Source organism: Pelagerythrobacter aerophilus, from assembly GCF_003581645.1.
GTDB classification, from domain to species: domain Bacteria; phylum Pseudomonadota; class Alphaproteobacteria; order Sphingomonadales; family Sphingomonadaceae; genus Pelagerythrobacter; species Pelagerythrobacter aerophilus.
Genome location: NZ_QXFK01000014.1, coordinates 385,123 through 399,690, shown reverse-complemented (window position 1 = coordinate 399,690; position 14,568 = coordinate 385,123). Strand labels below are relative to the sequence as shown.

At 66.3% G+C, this 14,568-nt stretch carries 13 protein-coding genes and 2 tRNA genes; 2 read left to right on the top strand and 13 right to left on the bottom strand.

The features are described from left to right. Positions 1 to 5: 5 nt before the first annotated feature. From phoB to recJ, 10 genes are all read right to left on the bottom strand, one after another. The gene (gene phoB / locus D2V04_RS05795; RefSeq protein WP_119512325.1) at positions 6 to 695 is read right to left on the bottom strand and encodes a phosphate regulon transcriptional regulator PhoB; all 690 of its coding nucleotides are present in this window, start codon (positions 693 to 695) and stop codon (positions 6 to 8) included. Positions 696 to 741: 46 nt separating this feature from the next. Next, positions 742 to 1,410: a phosphate signaling complex protein PhoU gene (gene phoU, locus D2V04_RS05790; RefSeq protein WP_182849674.1), complete on the bottom strand. Its 669-nt coding sequence runs from the start codon at positions 1,408 to 1,410 to the stop codon at positions 742 to 744. Beyond that, on the bottom strand, positions 1,410 to 2,156 hold the full coding sequence (gene pstB / locus D2V04_RS05785; RefSeq protein WP_228766309.1) for a phosphate ABC transporter ATP-binding protein PstB: 747 nt from the start codon (positions 2,154 to 2,156) through the stop codon (positions 1,410 to 1,412). The genes phoU and pstB overlap by 1 nt, the downstream gene beginning before the upstream one ends. Before the next feature lie 38 nt (positions 2,157 to 2,194). Beyond that, positions 2,195 to 3,445 (bottom strand): phosphate ABC transporter permease PstA, encoded by a 1,251-nt coding sequence (gene pstA, locus D2V04_RS05780; RefSeq protein WP_119512323.1) that lies wholly within the window; start codon positions 3,443 to 3,445, stop codon positions 2,195 to 2,197. Continuing rightward, complete coding sequence (gene pstC, locus D2V04_RS05775; RefSeq protein ID WP_119512322.1) at positions 3,438 to 4,823, bottom strand: phosphate ABC transporter permease subunit PstC; 1,386 nt, start codon at positions 4,821 to 4,823, stop codon at positions 3,438 to 3,440. The genes pstA and pstC overlap by 8 nt, the downstream gene beginning before the upstream one ends. A gap of 95 nt (positions 4,824 to 4,918) precedes the next feature. Next, positions 4,919 to 6,115 carry an ATP-binding protein gene (locus D2V04_RS05770; RefSeq protein WP_119512321.1) on the bottom strand — a complete coding sequence of 399 codons (1,197 nt, stop codon included), beginning with the start codon at positions 6,113 to 6,115 and terminating at the stop codon, positions 4,919 to 4,921. 90 nt (positions 6,116 to 6,205) lie between these two features. Continuing rightward, complete coding sequence (locus D2V04_RS05765; RefSeq protein WP_228766277.1) at positions 6,206 to 6,697, bottom strand: anthrone oxygenase family protein; 492 nt, start codon at positions 6,695 to 6,697, stop codon at positions 6,206 to 6,208. Positions 6,698 to 6,838: 141 nt separating this feature from the next. Continuing rightward, a tRNA-Glu gene (locus D2V04_RS05760) sits at positions 6,839 to 6,913 on the bottom strand. A 40-nt stretch (positions 6,914 to 6,953) separates the two neighbouring features. Beyond that, positions 6,954 to 7,028, bottom strand: a tRNA-Glu gene (locus tag D2V04_RS05755). A gap of 81 nt (positions 7,029 to 7,109) precedes the next feature. Further along, complete coding sequence (recJ, locus tag D2V04_RS05750; protein ID WP_119512320.1) at positions 7,110 to 8,897, bottom strand: single-stranded-DNA-specific exonuclease RecJ; 1,788 nt, start codon at positions 8,895 to 8,897, stop codon at positions 7,110 to 7,112. Between the two features lie 80 nt (positions 8,898 to 8,977). Between recJ and D2V04_RS05745 the strand changes: the two genes are divergently transcribed. Then, positions 8,978 to 9,469 carry a flavodoxin family protein gene (locus D2V04_RS05745; RefSeq protein ID WP_119512609.1) on the top strand — a complete coding sequence of 164 codons (492 nt, stop codon included), beginning with the start codon at positions 8,978 to 8,980 and terminating at the stop codon, positions 9,467 to 9,469. Between the two features lie 162 nt (positions 9,470 to 9,631). Further along, positions 9,632 to 10,354: a hypothetical protein gene (locus D2V04_RS05740; protein WP_119512319.1), complete on the top strand. Its 723-nt coding sequence runs from the start codon at positions 9,632 to 9,634 to the stop codon at positions 10,352 to 10,354. 285 nt (positions 10,355 to 10,639) lie between these two features. Here D2V04_RS05740 and D2V04_RS05735 read toward each other — a convergent pair whose 3' ends face one another. The 3 genes from D2V04_RS05735 to leuA all read right to left on the bottom strand — a co-directional run bounded on the left by D2V04_RS05735 (position 10,640) and on the right by leuA (position 14,465). Beyond that, complete coding sequence (locus D2V04_RS05735; RefSeq protein WP_119512318.1) at positions 10,640 to 11,611, bottom strand: NAD(P)H-dependent flavin oxidoreductase; 972 nt, start codon at positions 11,609 to 11,611, stop codon at positions 10,640 to 10,642. An 83-nt stretch (positions 11,612 to 11,694) separates the two neighbouring features. Next, complete coding sequence (locus D2V04_RS05730) at positions 11,695 to 12,735, bottom strand: amidohydrolase family protein (RefSeq protein ID WP_119512317.1); 1,041 nt, start codon at positions 12,733 to 12,735, stop codon at positions 11,695 to 11,697. Positions 12,736 to 12,785: 50 nt separating this feature from the next. Continuing rightward, positions 12,786 to 14,465, bottom strand: a complete 1,680-nt coding sequence (gene leuA, locus D2V04_RS05725) for a 2-isopropylmalate synthase (RefSeq protein WP_119512316.1) — start codon at positions 14,463 to 14,465, stop codon at positions 12,786 to 12,788. Positions 14,466 to 14,568 lie beyond the last annotated feature (103 nt).

The following is a 14,568-nucleotide window of genomic DNA, read 5'->3' as shown; positions in this document are numbered from 1 at the left end:
CGGCCTCAGACCGCTTCGAACGCGTACCCGGCCGAACGTACTGTGCGGATCGGGTCGGGCGCGCCGGTCAACTCGATCGCCTTGCGCAGGCGGCGAATGTGCACATCGACGGTGCGCAGCTCGATATCGCTGCCGGTGCCCCAGACGCCGTCGAGGAGCTGGTTGCGGCTGAAGACGCGGCCCGGGCTTTCCATGAAGAACTTGAGCAGGCGGTACTCGGTCGGGCCCATCTGCAGCGTCTGTCCGCGGCGGGCGACCTTGTGCGCCACGGGGTCCAGCTTGATGTCGCCGACCTCGATCGTCTCACCGGCGAGGGCCGGGCGGATGCGGCGCAGGACGGCGGCGACGCGCGCTAGCAGTTCACGGGGAGAAAAAGGCTTGGTCACATAGTCGTCCGCGCCGGTCTCGAGGCCGCGTATGCGGTCATCCTCCGCCTCGCGCGCGGTCAGCATGATGATCGGGACGTGCGCAGTCGCCTTGTCGCGGCGCAGGCGGCGGCAGACCTCGATGCCACTGGTCCCCTCGATCATCCAGTCGAGGATGACGAGGTCGGGCACTTCCTCGGCAGCCAGCACCAGGGCTTCATCACCGTCGGCCGTGGCGCGAACGCGGTAGCCTTCGTTGGCGAACCGGTACTCGAGCAGTTCCGAAAGAGCGGGGTCGTCTTCGACGAGAAGGAGCGTTGCGGTGGTCATGACGAATTCAAGACACCGCGATTATTTCACTTTGACGACACGCGTGTCATGAATCGTCGTCGGCCGGATAAGTGCCGGTTGCCGCAAAATGCACCATTTCGGCGACGTTGGTGGCGTGGTCGCCGATCCGCTCGATGTTGCGAGCGACGAAGAGGAGCTGGGCGGCCGTCGAAATGGTTGAAGGATTCTCGACCATATGACTGACAAGATTACGGAAAATCGAGTTGTAGAAGTTGTCGACCTTGCGATCGGCCGCGATCACCTCGCGTGCCAGCACGGGATCGCGCGCACCATAGGCGGTGAGCACGTCGTGGACCATCTCGGCCGCGAGCTCGCCCATCGCGGGCAGCAAGGTCAGCGGCTCGAAATGCCGGCGGTCGGCGATCTCGCGGCTCGCCTTGGCGATCGCCTTCGAATAGTCGCCGATCCGCTCGACCACGCCGGCGATCTTGAGCGCCGCGATCACTTCGCGCAGATCGTCCGCCATCGGCGCGCGGAGCGCGATCACGCGCACGGCGAGCTTATCGACCTCGGATTCCAGGGCATCGATCTTCTTGTCGCCCTTGATGATCTGCTTGGCGAGAGCATCGTCGCCCTTCACCAGCGCATCCATGGCGTTCTGCACGGCCACTTCGGCAAGGCCGCCCATCTCCGCGATCAGGCCGCGAAGCCGGGTAATGTCCTCGTCGAACGCCTTGACTGTATGCTCGGTCATCAGCCGTACCTGCCCGTAATGTAATCCTTCGTCCGCTCTTCGAGCGGATTGGTGAATATGTCAGAAGTCCGGCCGTATTCCACCATCTTTCCGAGGTGGAAGAACGCCGTGCGCTGGCTGACGCGCGCGGCCTGCTGCATCGAGTGGGTGACGATGACGATGGCGTAGCGGCCGTTGAGTTCGTCGATCAGTTCCTCGATCTTGGCGGTCGCGATCGGGTCGAGCGCGGAGCACGGCTCGTCCATCAGGATCACTTCGGGATCGACCGCGATCGCGCGCGCGATGCACAGGCGCTGTTGCTGGCCGCCGGAGAGAGCGGTGCCGCTATCCTCCAGCCGATCCTTCACCTCGTTCCACAGGCCTGCGCGCTGGAGCGAAGTCTCGACGATCGCATCGAGTTCCTGCTTGCCTTCGGCCAGGCCATGGATGCGGGGGCCATAAGCGATGTTCTCGTAGATCGACTTGGGAAAGGGGTTCGGCTTCTGGAACACCATGCCCACGCGCGCACGGAGCTGCACGACATCCATTTTCGAGCGATAGATGTCCTCGCCGTCGAGCAGGATCTCGCCCTCGACGCGGGCGGAGGGGATCGTGTCGTTCATGCGGTTGAGCGTGCGCAGGAAGGTCGACTTCCCGCAGCCCGAGGGGCCGATGAAGGCAGTGACGTACTTCGTCGGGATCTCGATCGAAACGTTATCGATCGCCAACTTGTCGCCGTAGAACACGGAAACGTCCCGCGCGCTCATCTTCGCTTCGGTGTCGTCCAGGTTGGGATGGATTACGGTCACCACTTTTTCTCGAATTTGTTGCGCAGGTAGATGGCGAGGCCGTTCATCACGAGGAGGAACAGCAGGAGGACGATAATGGCCGCGGATGTCCGTTCGACGAAACCGCGATCGATCTCGTCCGACCATAGGAAGATTTGCACCGGCAGAACAGTCGCTGGCGAGGTGAACCCGTCGGGCGCCGAGGCGACGAAGGCGCGCATGCCGATCATCAGCAGCGGCGCGGTCTCGCCCAGCGCGCGGGCCATGCCGATGATTGTGCCGGTGAGAATGCCGGGAAGGGCGAGCGGGAGGACGTGGTGGAACACCACCTGCACCGGCGACGCGCCGATCGCCAACGCACCGTCGCGGATCGACGGCGGTACCGCCTTGATCGCATTGCGGCCGGAGATGACGATCACCGGCATCGTCATCAGTGCCAGCGTCATGCCCCCGATCAGTGGGGCGGATCGCATGCTCGGGAAGATCCACAGGAACACCGCCAGGCCGAGAAGACCGAAGATGATCGAGGGGACCGCAGCCAGGTTGTTGATCGACACCTCGATCAGATCGGTCCAGCGGTTCTTGGGCGCGTATTCCTCGAGATAGAGCGCGGCGAGCACGCCGATCGGGAAAGCGAGCGCAAGGGTAACGATCATCGTCAGGATCGAGCCCTTGAGCGCGCCCCAGATGCCCACCTGCTGCGGATCGGTGGCGTCGGCCCGCGTCAGGAACCCGACGTCGAAGGCAGTCCCCAGCTTGTCCTGCTCTGCGAGCCGCGTGGCGAGGGCCTGCATTTCTGCGGGACCTTCGCCGCTAAGCGCGGCGGCCAGACCGGGACTGGCCGGAAGATCGAACACTGCGGTGGTGTCCAGCAGAGAGGGATCGTCGATGATCGCCTGGCCGACCTCGCGCCAGGCACCGCTGCCGAGCTGCGCGGCGCCCTGCGGGCCCAGTTCCTGCTCGGCGAAGAATTCGACGACGGAGGGCAAGTCCTGCGCCTCGAGGCTCTGCATGCCGCCGGGCTGCGACAGCACCGCCGGGTCGCCGGCGATGCCGGCTTGCGTGAAGTCGATCGGCACCGTCAATTCGGCGCGCTGGAAACCGCCGATCCCGTTCAGCGTCATCGTCACCAGCAGGAAGGCCAGCACGACGATCGAGAACATGATCGCGGCGATGCCCGCGAGCCTGAAGCGGCGTTCGGCCGCGTAGCGCTTCTTCAGCCGCGCCTCGAAGGCGGGGGTGCGCGTCGGGGGCGTGCGCTCATTCATAGGCTTCACGGAACCTCTTCACGACGCGCAGGGCGATGAAGTTGAGGCCGAGCGTGACCAGGAACAGCACGAAGCCGAGCGCGAAGGCGCTCAGCGTTGCCGGATGGTCGAAGCTGCCTTCGCCGGTCAGCATGGCGACGATCTGCACGGTCACGGTGGTCATAGCCTCCAGCGGGTTGGCGCTGAGATTGGCGGCGGTCGATGCGGCCATGACGACGATCATCGTCTCGCCGATCGCGCGGCTGATAGCGAGCATGACACCGGCGACGATGCCGGGCAGCGCCGCGGGGACGAGCACGCGGCGGATGGTCTCGGACGTCGTCGCGCCCATCGCAAGGCTGCCGTCGCGCATCGCCTGCGGGACAGCAGCGATCGAATCGTCGGCCATCGAGGACACGAACGGAATAATCATCACGCCCATCACCAGGCCGGCGGCGAGGGCGCTTTCGCTCGAGGGATTGGACATGCCGGCGGCGAGCGCCAGGTCCCGGATCGCAGGCGCGACGGTCAACGCCGCGAAATAGCCGTAAACGACGGTCGGAACCCCGGCGAGGATTTCCAGCGCCGGCTTGACCCATGCGCGCAAGCTGGGCTTGGCATACTGGGTCAGATAGATCGCGCTCATCAGCCCGAGCGGGATGGCGACGACCATCGCGATGATCGCGCCGATGTAGATGGTGCCCCAGAACAGCGGGATCGCGCCGTAGCGGCTCGCATCGGGGTTCACCGCACTCGACATCGGATCAGGGCCCCAATGCGTTCCGAACAGGAAGTCGATCGGATTGACCATTCCGAAGAAGCGGATGGTTTCGAACACCAGGCTGACGAAGATCCCCAGCGTCGTCAGGATCGCGACGAGTGAGGCGAGCAGCAGGACGACCATGATCGTCCGTTCCACACGGGTGCGGGCGGTGAAGTCCGGCTTGATGCGCAGGAACGCCCATACGCCGCCGAGAAAGCCGAGAACGAGCACTGCGGCGATGCCGATGAACTGATAGCGCCCGATTGCCTCCCGATAAGGTTCGATCAGCGCGCGCGCCTCCTCGTTGAATACGCCGGGCGCCGTCCCCATCGCCACGGCGCGCGCTTCGGCCAGCATCGATTCGCGCTTGAAGCCGAACGCCGGAAGATCGGCCGCTGCCGGGGAGGCGAGCACGTGCTGGCTCACGAGATGCGGGCCGACGACGCTCCACAAGGCGATGAAGAGCACCATCGGAACCACGATCCACAGCGCCACGTACCAGCCGTGATAGCTGGGAAGGGCCGCCATCGCGCTCGCGCCGCTCGTCCGGCGGAAGGCCCAGGCGCGCGATCGTGCGGCGAGCCATCCGGCCAGCCCCAGTCCCAGCGCCAGAAGAAGAAGAATAGTGAGAGACACGCCTGTTGCGACCTAGCTCGGGAAGGCTTCGAACGGATACAAGCGCGCGGTCCACGAGCTTGCCACCGAGGCTTTGTTGAACTTTCGTGACAATTTCATGACACTTCCTCGGCAGTCTGGGCGACGGTCGGAATGCGCACGGTGATGGTCGTGCCTTGGCCAAGCTTGCTGGCGATGTCGAGGCGTCCGCGATGCCGTTCCACAATGTGCTTGACGATGGCGAGGCCGAGGCCGGTCCCGCCGGAAGCGCGGCTGCGGCCCGGATCGGTGCGATAGAACCTGCGTGTCAGGTGAGGGAGGTGCTCGGGCGCGATGCCTTCGCCGCGATCGGTGACGGTCAATTCGGCATCGCCCTCAGGCAGCCGATGCAGGGCGACCGTAACCCGTTCCTCAGGCGCACCGTACTTCAGGGCGTTGTCGACGAGATTGCGGATGAGCTGTTCGATCTGGCGCGCATCGCCCCTGATCTCGATATCGCCTTCGCAGTCGAGATCGAGGCGGTTCTGCCGCTCGGGCCCCGCGGCATCGCGCGCGGCGCTTTCGATCAGTTCGCGCAAGGGAAGGTGCTCCTGCGGCAGATCGTGCTTTTCCGCTTCCACGCGCGAAAGCGACATGAGGTCGTCGACGAGGTTCTTCAGACGCCGCGCCTCGCCAAGGACGGTGTCGAGAAACTTCGCGCGCGTTTCGGGCGGGGCCTTGCCGCCATCCTCGCGCAAAGTCTCGACATAACCGATGATCGAAGAGAGCGGCGTCCGCAGTTCGTGGCTGGCGTTGGCGACGAAATCGGTGTGCGCGCGGCTGATGTCGGCTTCAGCCGTCTGGTTGAGCAGCTCGATCACGCCGAGTTCCTCGCCGAGCCGCTGATAGTTGAGAATCCAGATGTCGCGCCGGCGGACGAGCCCCTGCACGGTCGCCTGCCCGCTCGCGTCCCGCTCGAGCAGCGCGACGGCCTCGGGATGGCGAAACGCGACCCGGATGTCCTGCCCCAGAATGTGAGCGCCGAGAAGATTACGCGCGGAGCGGTTGGCGATCGAGATCCGGCGGTTCTCGGTAACCAGCAGCGGCGTCCCCGCATGTTCGATGAACTGGCCCATGTCGTCGCGATTGAATGAGCCGTTGGTTGCCGATTCGAGCGGCGGCGGAGGGGATGCGACCGCGAGCCAGAGCGAGCCTGCCCAGACGAGAAGCACTGCCAATGCGAGCCACAGGGGCGCCCCGGCGATTGCCATACCCACCGCGGTGACCACGGCCAGCACGAGCGCGGCGACGGGGTAGGTGCGATCCTGCTCCATAGCGCGCGGGGCCTTAGCTGCGTGAAACCGCTCCGGCCAGAAAATTGCGCCAATGTTCGGGTGATACTTGGAACATGGTGACAGCCCCCTTCACGCGATCGCAGTTGCCGGACCGTAGCCCAGCACCAGTGCAAGGATGAACAGCGCCGACGCGAGGCCGGCCCCGATGGTTCGGACGGTATTCCAGACCGTCCATCGGCGCAGAAACTTCCGCCACAGGGCATCGCCGCTGCCGGCGGCGAGCTGACGGTTGAGCGGCACGTTGAACGCTATCGTCACGCCGAAGCAACCGATCAGGTAGAGCAGCGAGGCGGCAAGAACGAGCTGGCTCCCGAGGCTTTCAATCGAGAACAGCGACCGGACGGCGACCACGGCGGACAGCAGCGCCGTCCCCATGAAAAGGATCATGAAGCTGGGCGTATAGACCGCCACGTTGATCGCATTCATCGCATTGCTGCCCTGCTCATCGGGAATGCGGCCCAGCGCAGGCATGACGAACGAGGAGAAGGCGTAGAAGATGCCGGCAACGAGCGCGGAGGAGACGGCGCCCACGAAGAGCATGATCGGGTAACCCCAGGTCACGGCGGCTGACCTCCTCCCCGGCACAGGTCGAACTCAGCGCAAGACGGTAGAGGTTCGGGTGGCGCCTGTCATCCACCCGATCGAAAAGCCGCGGCAGAGCGCTCATGCCTCTGGCCTTCAAGCGGTATCCGTCGATTGAGCTGGTGACCCCTACGGGAATCGAACCCGTGTTTCAGCCGTGAGAGGGCCGCGTCCTGACCGCTAGACGAAGGGGCCATACCATGAAGCATGGCGCGCCACGGCGACATTTCGTCGGTGGTGACCCCTACGGGAATCGAACCCGTGTTTCAGCCGTGAAAGGGCCGCGTCCTAACCGCTAGACGAAGGGGCCGAACCGTCAGGTGCCGGTGGCGTGGCGGCGCACTTAGGGGTGCCGCGCGGCGCGGTCAACCCTGTGCGTTGCGTGAGAATGTCAGTCGGCCCAGGCCGCGTCCTCCAGATGAAGCTCCGCCTGCGGGCGAGCGCCCCAATCGTCGATCTTCGCACGGCCCGCCAGCCACAGGCGCCGCCCCTTCGCCCCGTGAAGCAGCGATTGGCCGAGATCGCTTTCCGCCATGCGGAAGCCGATCGCCTTGAACGAGCGCCCGTCGTCGCCATTGGCGATCACGCGGACATGATCGGTGCCGACGACATCCGCTTTGACCAGTCGGACCGGCCCGACCGCGAGCTTCGGCCCCGGCCACCCGACGCCGAACGGTCCCGCCCGGTCGAGCGTTTCCACCAGCTCCGGCGTCAGCCCGCCGGGCGCGAGGGAGAGATCGAGCGACAGGACTTGCTCGGCACAGGCGCGCTGCACCGCGCCAGCGAGGCGTTCGTCGAGCCAGTCGGCAAGCGAATCGAGCTTGTTCGCATCCAGCGTAAGGCCCGCGGCCATGGCATGCCCGCCGCCGGCGACGAGGAGCCCCGATTCGCGCGCCGCGATGATTGCCGCGCCGAGGTCCACGCCCGAGATGGACCGTCCGGAGCCTTTGCCCTGGCCGGTCTCGCCATCGAGGGCGATCACGATCGCGGGCCGGCCGGTCTTCTCTTTTATCCGTCCGGCGACGATCCCGATCACGCCCGGGTGCCAGCCTGAGCCCGCGAGGACGAGCACCGCGCGGTTGTGCTGGCGTGCGAGCTGCGCTTCCGCCGCCTCCTGCACCGCCATTTCAATCGCGCGCCGCTCTTCATTGAGCGTGGAGAGTTGCGCGGAAATCTCCCGCGCTTCATCGGGATCTTCGGTGGTCAGCAGGCGAACGCCGAGTGTCGATTCGCCGACCCGGCCGCCGGCGTTGATCCGCGGCCCGAGCGCAAAGCCCAGATCGCTGCACACCGGTGCCCGCGACAGGCGGCTCGCGTCGATCAGGGCCGACATGCCGACGTTCTGGCGCTTGGCCATGACTTTCAGACCCTGCGCCACGAACGCCCGGTTGAGCCCATGCAGGGCCGCGACGTCCGCCACGGTGCCGAGTGCCACCAAGTCGAGCAGGGCGCGAAGGTCGGGCTCCGGCCGCGCCGTGAAATATCCGCGCTCCCGCAGCGTGCGCACAACCGCGATCGCCAGCAGGAAAGCCACACCCACGGCCGCAAGGTGGCCATGCCGTGCGCCAAGATCGCTTTCGTCGAGCCGGTTCGGATTGACCAGCGCCGCGGCCTTGGGAAGCTCGGCCGCGCATTTGTGATGATCGACCACGATCACGTCCACGCCGGCATCGTGCGCCATGCTCAGCGCCTCGTGCGCCATCGCACCGCAATCGACCGTGACGATCAGGCTCGACCCTTCCTCGGCCAGCCTGACCAGCGCCTCACCGCTGGGGCCGTAGCCTTCGAGAAGGCGGTCGGGGATGTAGTGGCCGGCGTCGTGACCGAGCATGCGCAGTAGCCGGATCAGCAGTGCCGAACTGGTCGCGCCGTCCACGTCGTAGTCGCCGTAGATGGTGATCGTCTCGCCGCCGAGCACGGCCTGGGCGATGCGTTCCGCGGCCGCATCCATGTCGCGAAAGGCGGACGGATCGGGGAGGAACTCGCGCAAGGTAGGGGTCCGGTGCCGGTCCAGCTCATCGCGGGCGACGCCGCGCGACAGGAGGAGCTGCGCGACGATATCGTCCTCGATCGAGGCGGCGTTGTCTGCCAGCGCCATGTTCCCGCCACGCCAGCGCCAGGCCTTGCCGGAGAGCGACCGTTCGATGCCAAACACGCAGGAAAGCGATTGCGACCCCATGGGCTGCATCTACCGCAGCCGTTCCGCTTGCGCAAAGCACGCGGTTTGACAATCGACAGCTATCCGCGATGGTCGCCGGCATGAGCGAGGATGGAAAACGCCTGCTGATCGCCTGGCACAGCCGGACCGGGGCAAGCCGCGCCATGGCCAACGCTGCAGCCGAAGGGGCGGGGGAGGCGGCCTGGCTCCTGCGGGCGGGCGACGTCTCGCCTGACGACATCCTCGCGGCCTCGGCCTACCTCTTCGTGTGTCCCGAGAACCTCGCGAGCATGAGCGGCGAGATGAAGGAGATGTTCGACCGCTGCTATTATCCCGTGCTCGGCCGGATCGAGGGGCGGGCCTACGCGACCTTGATCGCCGCCGGCTCCGACGGGGAAGGCGCGCAGCGCCAGATCGACCGCATCGCTACCGGGTGGCGCCTGCGGCGGGTGGCCGATCCGGTGATCTTCTGTTTCGACGCGCAGACGCCCGAGACGATCATGGCTGAGAAGACCGTTTCCGCAGAGCGCCTGTCGCAGTGCCGCGACCTCGGCGCTGCCCTCGCTCAAGGTCTCGATCTCGGCATGTTCTAGCGGGGCATTGCGGTTCTCTCCAAAGCGGACGCATCTCTCGCCGCCTGCGACTCGACGGGCGATGCCTTTCGCGTCAGGATTTGCGCACTACCACCGAGGGACGCACCGATCGCGATCAGAACCGACATTACCGGGCGCGAAGCTCCGCCCGGCCTGCTGCTCATGTTCCGTGCCGGGGCGCGCCCCGACATCGCAGCGGTTCGCCGAGCGGTGGAGGCCATGGAAAAAGTGGCGATCAGCCACGCCGGTGATGAACAGGGTGCCGGCGCAGACGAGCATGGGCCCTGGCTCGAACTGCTGATCGACGGGATGACTTTCGATCTGAGCGGGATGGCGCCTGGGGCGGGTTACGTCGCGGCGGATCTGCGCAACCGCTACGAGGTTCCGGCCGATTTCGGCGAGGCACTGGGGGAAGGCCTCTGCCTATTGCCCGGGCCACATCTTGCGGGCGGCCGCGCTACGGTTCCCGTGGTCCGCGCGCAGGCCGCGCTCGGGGCTGAGCTCGTCCGCCGCCTGCCGGGGGCGCTGGTCGTATCCTGGACTCCCGCGCGAACGCTCGTGGGGCGGGAGTTCTATCTGTCGATGGTCGAAGCCTGGCTGGCGGGCGGTTCGTTCCCGGCACTCGGCCTGTGTGCATTCCGACAGATGCTCGGAGGCGCGGTCCAGTCCGAAGGGCTGGCGTTCTTTACCGGGCAGGAGCTCCATTTCGACAATGCGCAGTTCCCCGATCCCGCAGCGGCGGTGCAACTCGGCTTGCGACTGGTGAACGAGCTGGTCGGGGGCGGGCGCATTGCCGAAACCGTGTCGCTGACCGGCCCGGACGGTGCAGGCGTGACGCTCCGGCCTTCGGGAAACGGCCGGTTCCTCAGGGTCGAGCGTGGCTGATCGTGGGGCGCCCGGCTTCGGCGCTGTGCGCCGCAGCATCCGGACTTGCAGCGAGCTCGTCGCTCAGCGGGGGGGCAGATCGAGCGCGGGGGTCGGCGGCGCGGCTGCGCAATCCGGAAAGCGCGGTCGGAGAAGCGCTGATGCGGCTCGCCCTCCTGCAGCGCGGATTGCGGCGGCGGCTGCTCGATACGCACCGGAGGCTCAATCTCAATCGTCGCGATCCGATCGGGCAGGGTTCGACTTCACCGCGATGGATGCGATGGCGGAAGCCCTTTGGTCGGCGACTCAGCCGACGACTTTGGCCGTGAGTTCCTCCCGCGCTGCCTGATACTCGCGCTCGAGCCGCGCGACGCGGTCGGCGACGCTTTCGACCTCGTCGACCATGCCGACGCCCTGGCCGGAGCCCCAGATGTCCTTCCACGCCTTGGCCTTGCTGTTGCCGCCCGAGCCGAAGTTCATCTTGCTCAGATCGCTCACCGGCAGGTTCTCGGGATCGAGCCCGGCCGCAACGATCGAGCCGCGCAGATAGTTGCCGTGAACGCCGGTGAAGAGGTTGGTGTAGACGATGTCCGCCGCCCGGCTCTCGACGATGCTCTGCTTGTAGCGCTCGTCGGCATTCGCCTCTTTCGTGGCGATCCAGGGTGAGCCGATATAGGCGAAATCCGCGCCCATGGCCTGCGCTGCCAGCACCGAGCGGCCATGAGCGATCGAGCCGGAAAGCGCGACCAGCCCGTCGAACCACTGGCGAATCTCCTGCATCAGTGCGAAGGGCGATTGCACCCCGGCATGCCCGCCGGCACCGGCCGCGACCGGGATCAGGCCGTCGGCGCCTTTCTCGATCGCTTTCCGGGCAAAGCGGTCGTTGATCACGTCGTGCAGCGTGATCCCGCCCCAACCGCGCACCGCGGCGAAGATCTCCTCCCGCGCGCCGAGCGAGGTGATGACCAGCGGCACCTGCCACTTGGCGCAGACCTGCATGTCCTCCTCGAGGCGGTCGTTCGACTTGTGGACGATCTGGTTTACGGCGAAGGGTGCGGCCGGTCGATCGGGATTGTCGCGATTGTGCGCCGCGAGTTCCTCGGTGATCCGGTGCAGCCATTCGTCGAGCACGCCAGAGGGCCTGGCGTTGAGCGCGGGGAATGAGCCGACGATCCCTGCCTTGCACTGCGCGATCACCAGTTCGGGGCCGGATACGATGAACAGCGGCGATCCGATTACAGGCAGGCGCAGGCGGTCGAAAGGGGCGGGAAGGGGCATCCGGTTCTCCGTTGTCGATTGCAACTTATTGCGCCGGGCTATCCGGGTGCCGCCGCCTTGTCGAGATTGCCGTTACGTAAGGGTCAGTCGAGGATGTGCTCGATACCGTAGATGCGTGCCGCGGTGCCGGCGAAGAGGCAGCGCTTCTCGTCCTCGCTCGCGCCGGCGGCGAGCCGCTTGAAGGCGTTCCACAGCACCGGGTAGCTCGCGCCCCAGCGGTCAACCGGATAGTTGCTCTCGAACATAGCGCGATCGGCGCCGAACGCCTCGATGCAGGTGTCGATGTACGGTTTCCACAACGCAGCCAGCTCTTCGGAGCCACAGCCCTTGGCCGGGCCGTCCTCCGGCATGCCGCAGAAGGCCATCGCGAGGCCGCCGAGCTTCACGGTGACGTTCGGGCATTCCGCAATCGCGCGAATGCTGGTGCGCCAACGCTCGAAATGCGCGCCGAGCGTACCGCGATAGCAGGCGATGTTGAGCGGGGTGCCGCAGTGGTCGAGCACGATCGGCTGATCGGGAAAGGCGCGTGCCAGATCGAGGACGTCGCCGAGCTGAGGTTCGAGCACCCAGGCATCGAAGGTCAGCCCACGCTTGCCGAGCTCGGCGAAGCCCTTGCGGAAGGCCGCGTCGCGATAGAGGCCTTCGGGTGCGTGAAAGGGCGGGCCCAGCACATCAGGATCCGCGTCCCACGCCGCCTGATGACGAATGCCGACGAAGCGATGCGATGCGGCCTGGAGCGCATCGAGCACTTCCCCGGCCGTCGCGCCCAGCCGCAAGTCCGCATGGCCGACGATCGCGGCACAGGGGCGATAGGCACCATAGAGCCCGCTCGCGCCTTGCGCGGCGACACCATTGACGAACTCGACTTCCCCGACCGGCTTCAAGGCATCGTCGCGGCTCATGTCGTAGAACGCCCCGCATTCCATGAACACGGTGGCGACGACGTTATGGCCGCTTTGCGTATCCGCCTGGAGCTGGTCGAATGTGTAGTGGGCCGCGCCCGCGATCGCCTCGAGGAAGGCGTGGCGCGGCTCGGGGAAGGCCGGCAGGAGCGGGCGCAAGTCCCACAGGTGGTGATGCGGATCGACGATCGGCAGATCGGGTTCGATGATCTCTTCGGTCATGGCGGCTCCTCCCGGAGCGCCACGCTAACCGCGCCGCCGCTTGTGGCAAGCTAGATCGAAGCCGCCGAGTTCGCCGCGCTCAGCACAGCGCGCACGCTGGCGGTGGCTACGTCCTCGTCGATGCCGCAACCCCAGACGCGCTCGCCGGAGGGCAGGGCGCATTCGAGATAGGCGGCAGCGCGCGCATCGGAACCGGTCGAGAGTGCGTGCTCGGTGTAGTCGCACACTTCCAGCTCGACGCCGAACGCGTCCTTCAGTGTCGCGACGACCGAGGAGATCAGGCCGTTGCCGCGGCCGGAAACGGTCTGCGCCTTGCCGTCGACTTCGACCGTTCCCGCGAACACGCGCGTGCCGTCCGCCGCACGGCTCTCCTCGTAGTCGACGAGTTGGAAGCGCTTCGGCCGGACCTGCACGTGATAAGTGCGTTTGAAGACGTCCCAGATGTCGGCCGCGTTGAGTTCGCGCCCGAGCTCGTCCGCCATGCGCTGGACCTGCTTGGAGAAGTCCGCCTGCATCTTCTTGGGCAACTTGAGGCCCTGGTCCTGCTCGAGAACCCAGGCGAAGCCGCCCTTGCCGGACTGCGAGTTGACGCGGATCACCGCCTCGTAGTCGCGGCCGAGATCGGCGGGGTCGATCGGCAGGTAAGGCACGCGCCAGAACTCGTCGTTCTGCTTGCCGTGCGCTTCGAAGCCCTTCTTGATCGCGTCCTGATGGCTGCCGGAGAAGGCGGTGAACACCAGCTCCCCGCCATAGGGATGGCGCTGGTGGACCGGGATCTGGTTGCAGTACTCGACCGTCTCGATGATCCGGTCGATGTCGGAGAAGTCGAGCCCCGGATCGACGCCCTGCGTGTACATGTTGAGCGCCACGGTCACGAGGCAGCAGTTGCCGGTCCGCTCGCCGTTGCCGAACAGGCAGCCTTCGACGCGGTCCGCACCGGCCATGAGGCCGAGCTCCGCCGCCGCAACGCCGGTGCCGCGGTCGTTATGCGTGTGGAGGCTGATCACCGCGCTCTCGCGGCTCGGCAGATTGCGGCAGAAATATTCGATCTGGTCGGCGTAGATATTGGGCGTCGCCGCTTCGACCGTCGCCGGCAGGTTGAGGATGATCGGCCGCTCGGGCGTGGGCGCGAGCATTTCCATCACCGCCTCGCAGACCTCGATCGAGAAATCGAGCTCGGCGGTCGAGAAAGTCTCGGGGCTGTACTGGAAGTGCCATTCGGTCCCGGGGCGGCTCCCGGCCTCATCGCGCATGACTTTGGCGCCCGCGACGGCAATCGCCTTCACTTCCTCGCGGCTCATGCGGAACACGATGTCGCGCCAGGCAGGGCTGACCGCGTTGTAGAGATGGACGATCGCTGCCTGCGCACCCTCGAGGCTGGCGAAGCTGGTGCGGATCAGGTCCTCGCGGCTCTGCGTAAGGACCTGCACCATCACGTCGTCAGGAATGCGCCCGGAACGGACGAGGCCCTGAATGAAGTCGAATTCGGTCGCGCCCGCGCTGGGGAAGCCGACCTCGATCTCCTTCACCCCGATCTCGACCAGAAGGTCGAAGAAACGGTTCTTCTTCGCCGAATCCATCGGATCGACGATGGCCTGGTTGCCGTCGCGCAGGTCCGTCGAGAGCCAGCGCGGCGCGGCCTCGATGGTGTGCGCGGGCCATTGGCGGTTGGCCAGCGGCACCTGGGGGAAGGGGCGGTACTTGCGCGACGGTTCGCGGAGCATGGTCATTGTAGGAAATCTCGCAACGGAAGGTTCTGCTGTCTGGTGGCCTTGACCCCTTGGGCGCATCGCGCACCCACAAGGCACGCGTCAGATCACGCCCAAGGGCGAG

What these genes read in the sequence shown, in the direction of transcription:
- recJ (WP_119512320.1), bottom strand. Translation starts at nt 8,897, where the DNA reads ATGGGGTCGCAATCGCTTTCCTGCGTGTTTGGCATCGAACGGTCGCTC.
- pstB (WP_228766309.1), bottom strand. Translation starts at nt 2,156, where the DNA reads ATGAGCGCGCGGGACGTTTCCGTGTTCTACGGCGACAAGTTGGCGATC.
- D2V04_RS05735 (WP_119512318.1), bottom strand. Translation starts at nt 11,611, where the DNA reads ATGCCCCTTCCCGCCCCTTTCGACCGCCTGCGCCTGCCTGTAATCGGA.
- D2V04_RS05730 (WP_119512317.1), bottom strand. Translation starts at nt 12,735, where the DNA reads ATGACCGAAGAGATCATCGAACCCGATCTGCCGATCGTCGATCCGCAT.
- pstA (WP_119512323.1), bottom strand. Translation starts at nt 3,445, where the DNA reads ATGAATGAGCGCACGCCCCCGACGCGCACCCCCGCCTTCGAGGCGCGG.
- phoU (WP_182849674.1), bottom strand. Translation starts at nt 1,410, where the DNA reads ATGACCGAGCATACAGTCAAGGCGTTCGACGAGGACATTACCCGGCTT.
- phoB (WP_119512325.1), bottom strand. Translation starts at nt 695, where the DNA reads ATGACCACCGCAACGCTCCTTCTCGTCGAAGACGACCCCGCTCTTTCG.
- leuA (WP_119512316.1), bottom strand. Translation starts at nt 14,465, where the DNA reads ATGACCATGCTCCGCGAACCGTCGCGCAAGTACCGCCCCTTCCCCCAG.
- D2V04_RS05740 (WP_119512319.1), top strand. Translation starts at nt 9,632, where the DNA reads ATGTTCCGTGCCGGGGCGCGCCCCGACATCGCAGCGGTTCGCCGAGCG.
- D2V04_RS05770 (WP_119512321.1), bottom strand. Translation starts at nt 6,115, where the DNA reads ATGGAGCAGGATCGCACCTACCCCGTCGCCGCGCTCGTGCTGGCCGTG.
- D2V04_RS05745 (WP_119512609.1), top strand. Translation starts at nt 8,978, where the DNA reads ATGAGCGAGGATGGAAAACGCCTGCTGATCGCCTGGCACAGCCGGACC.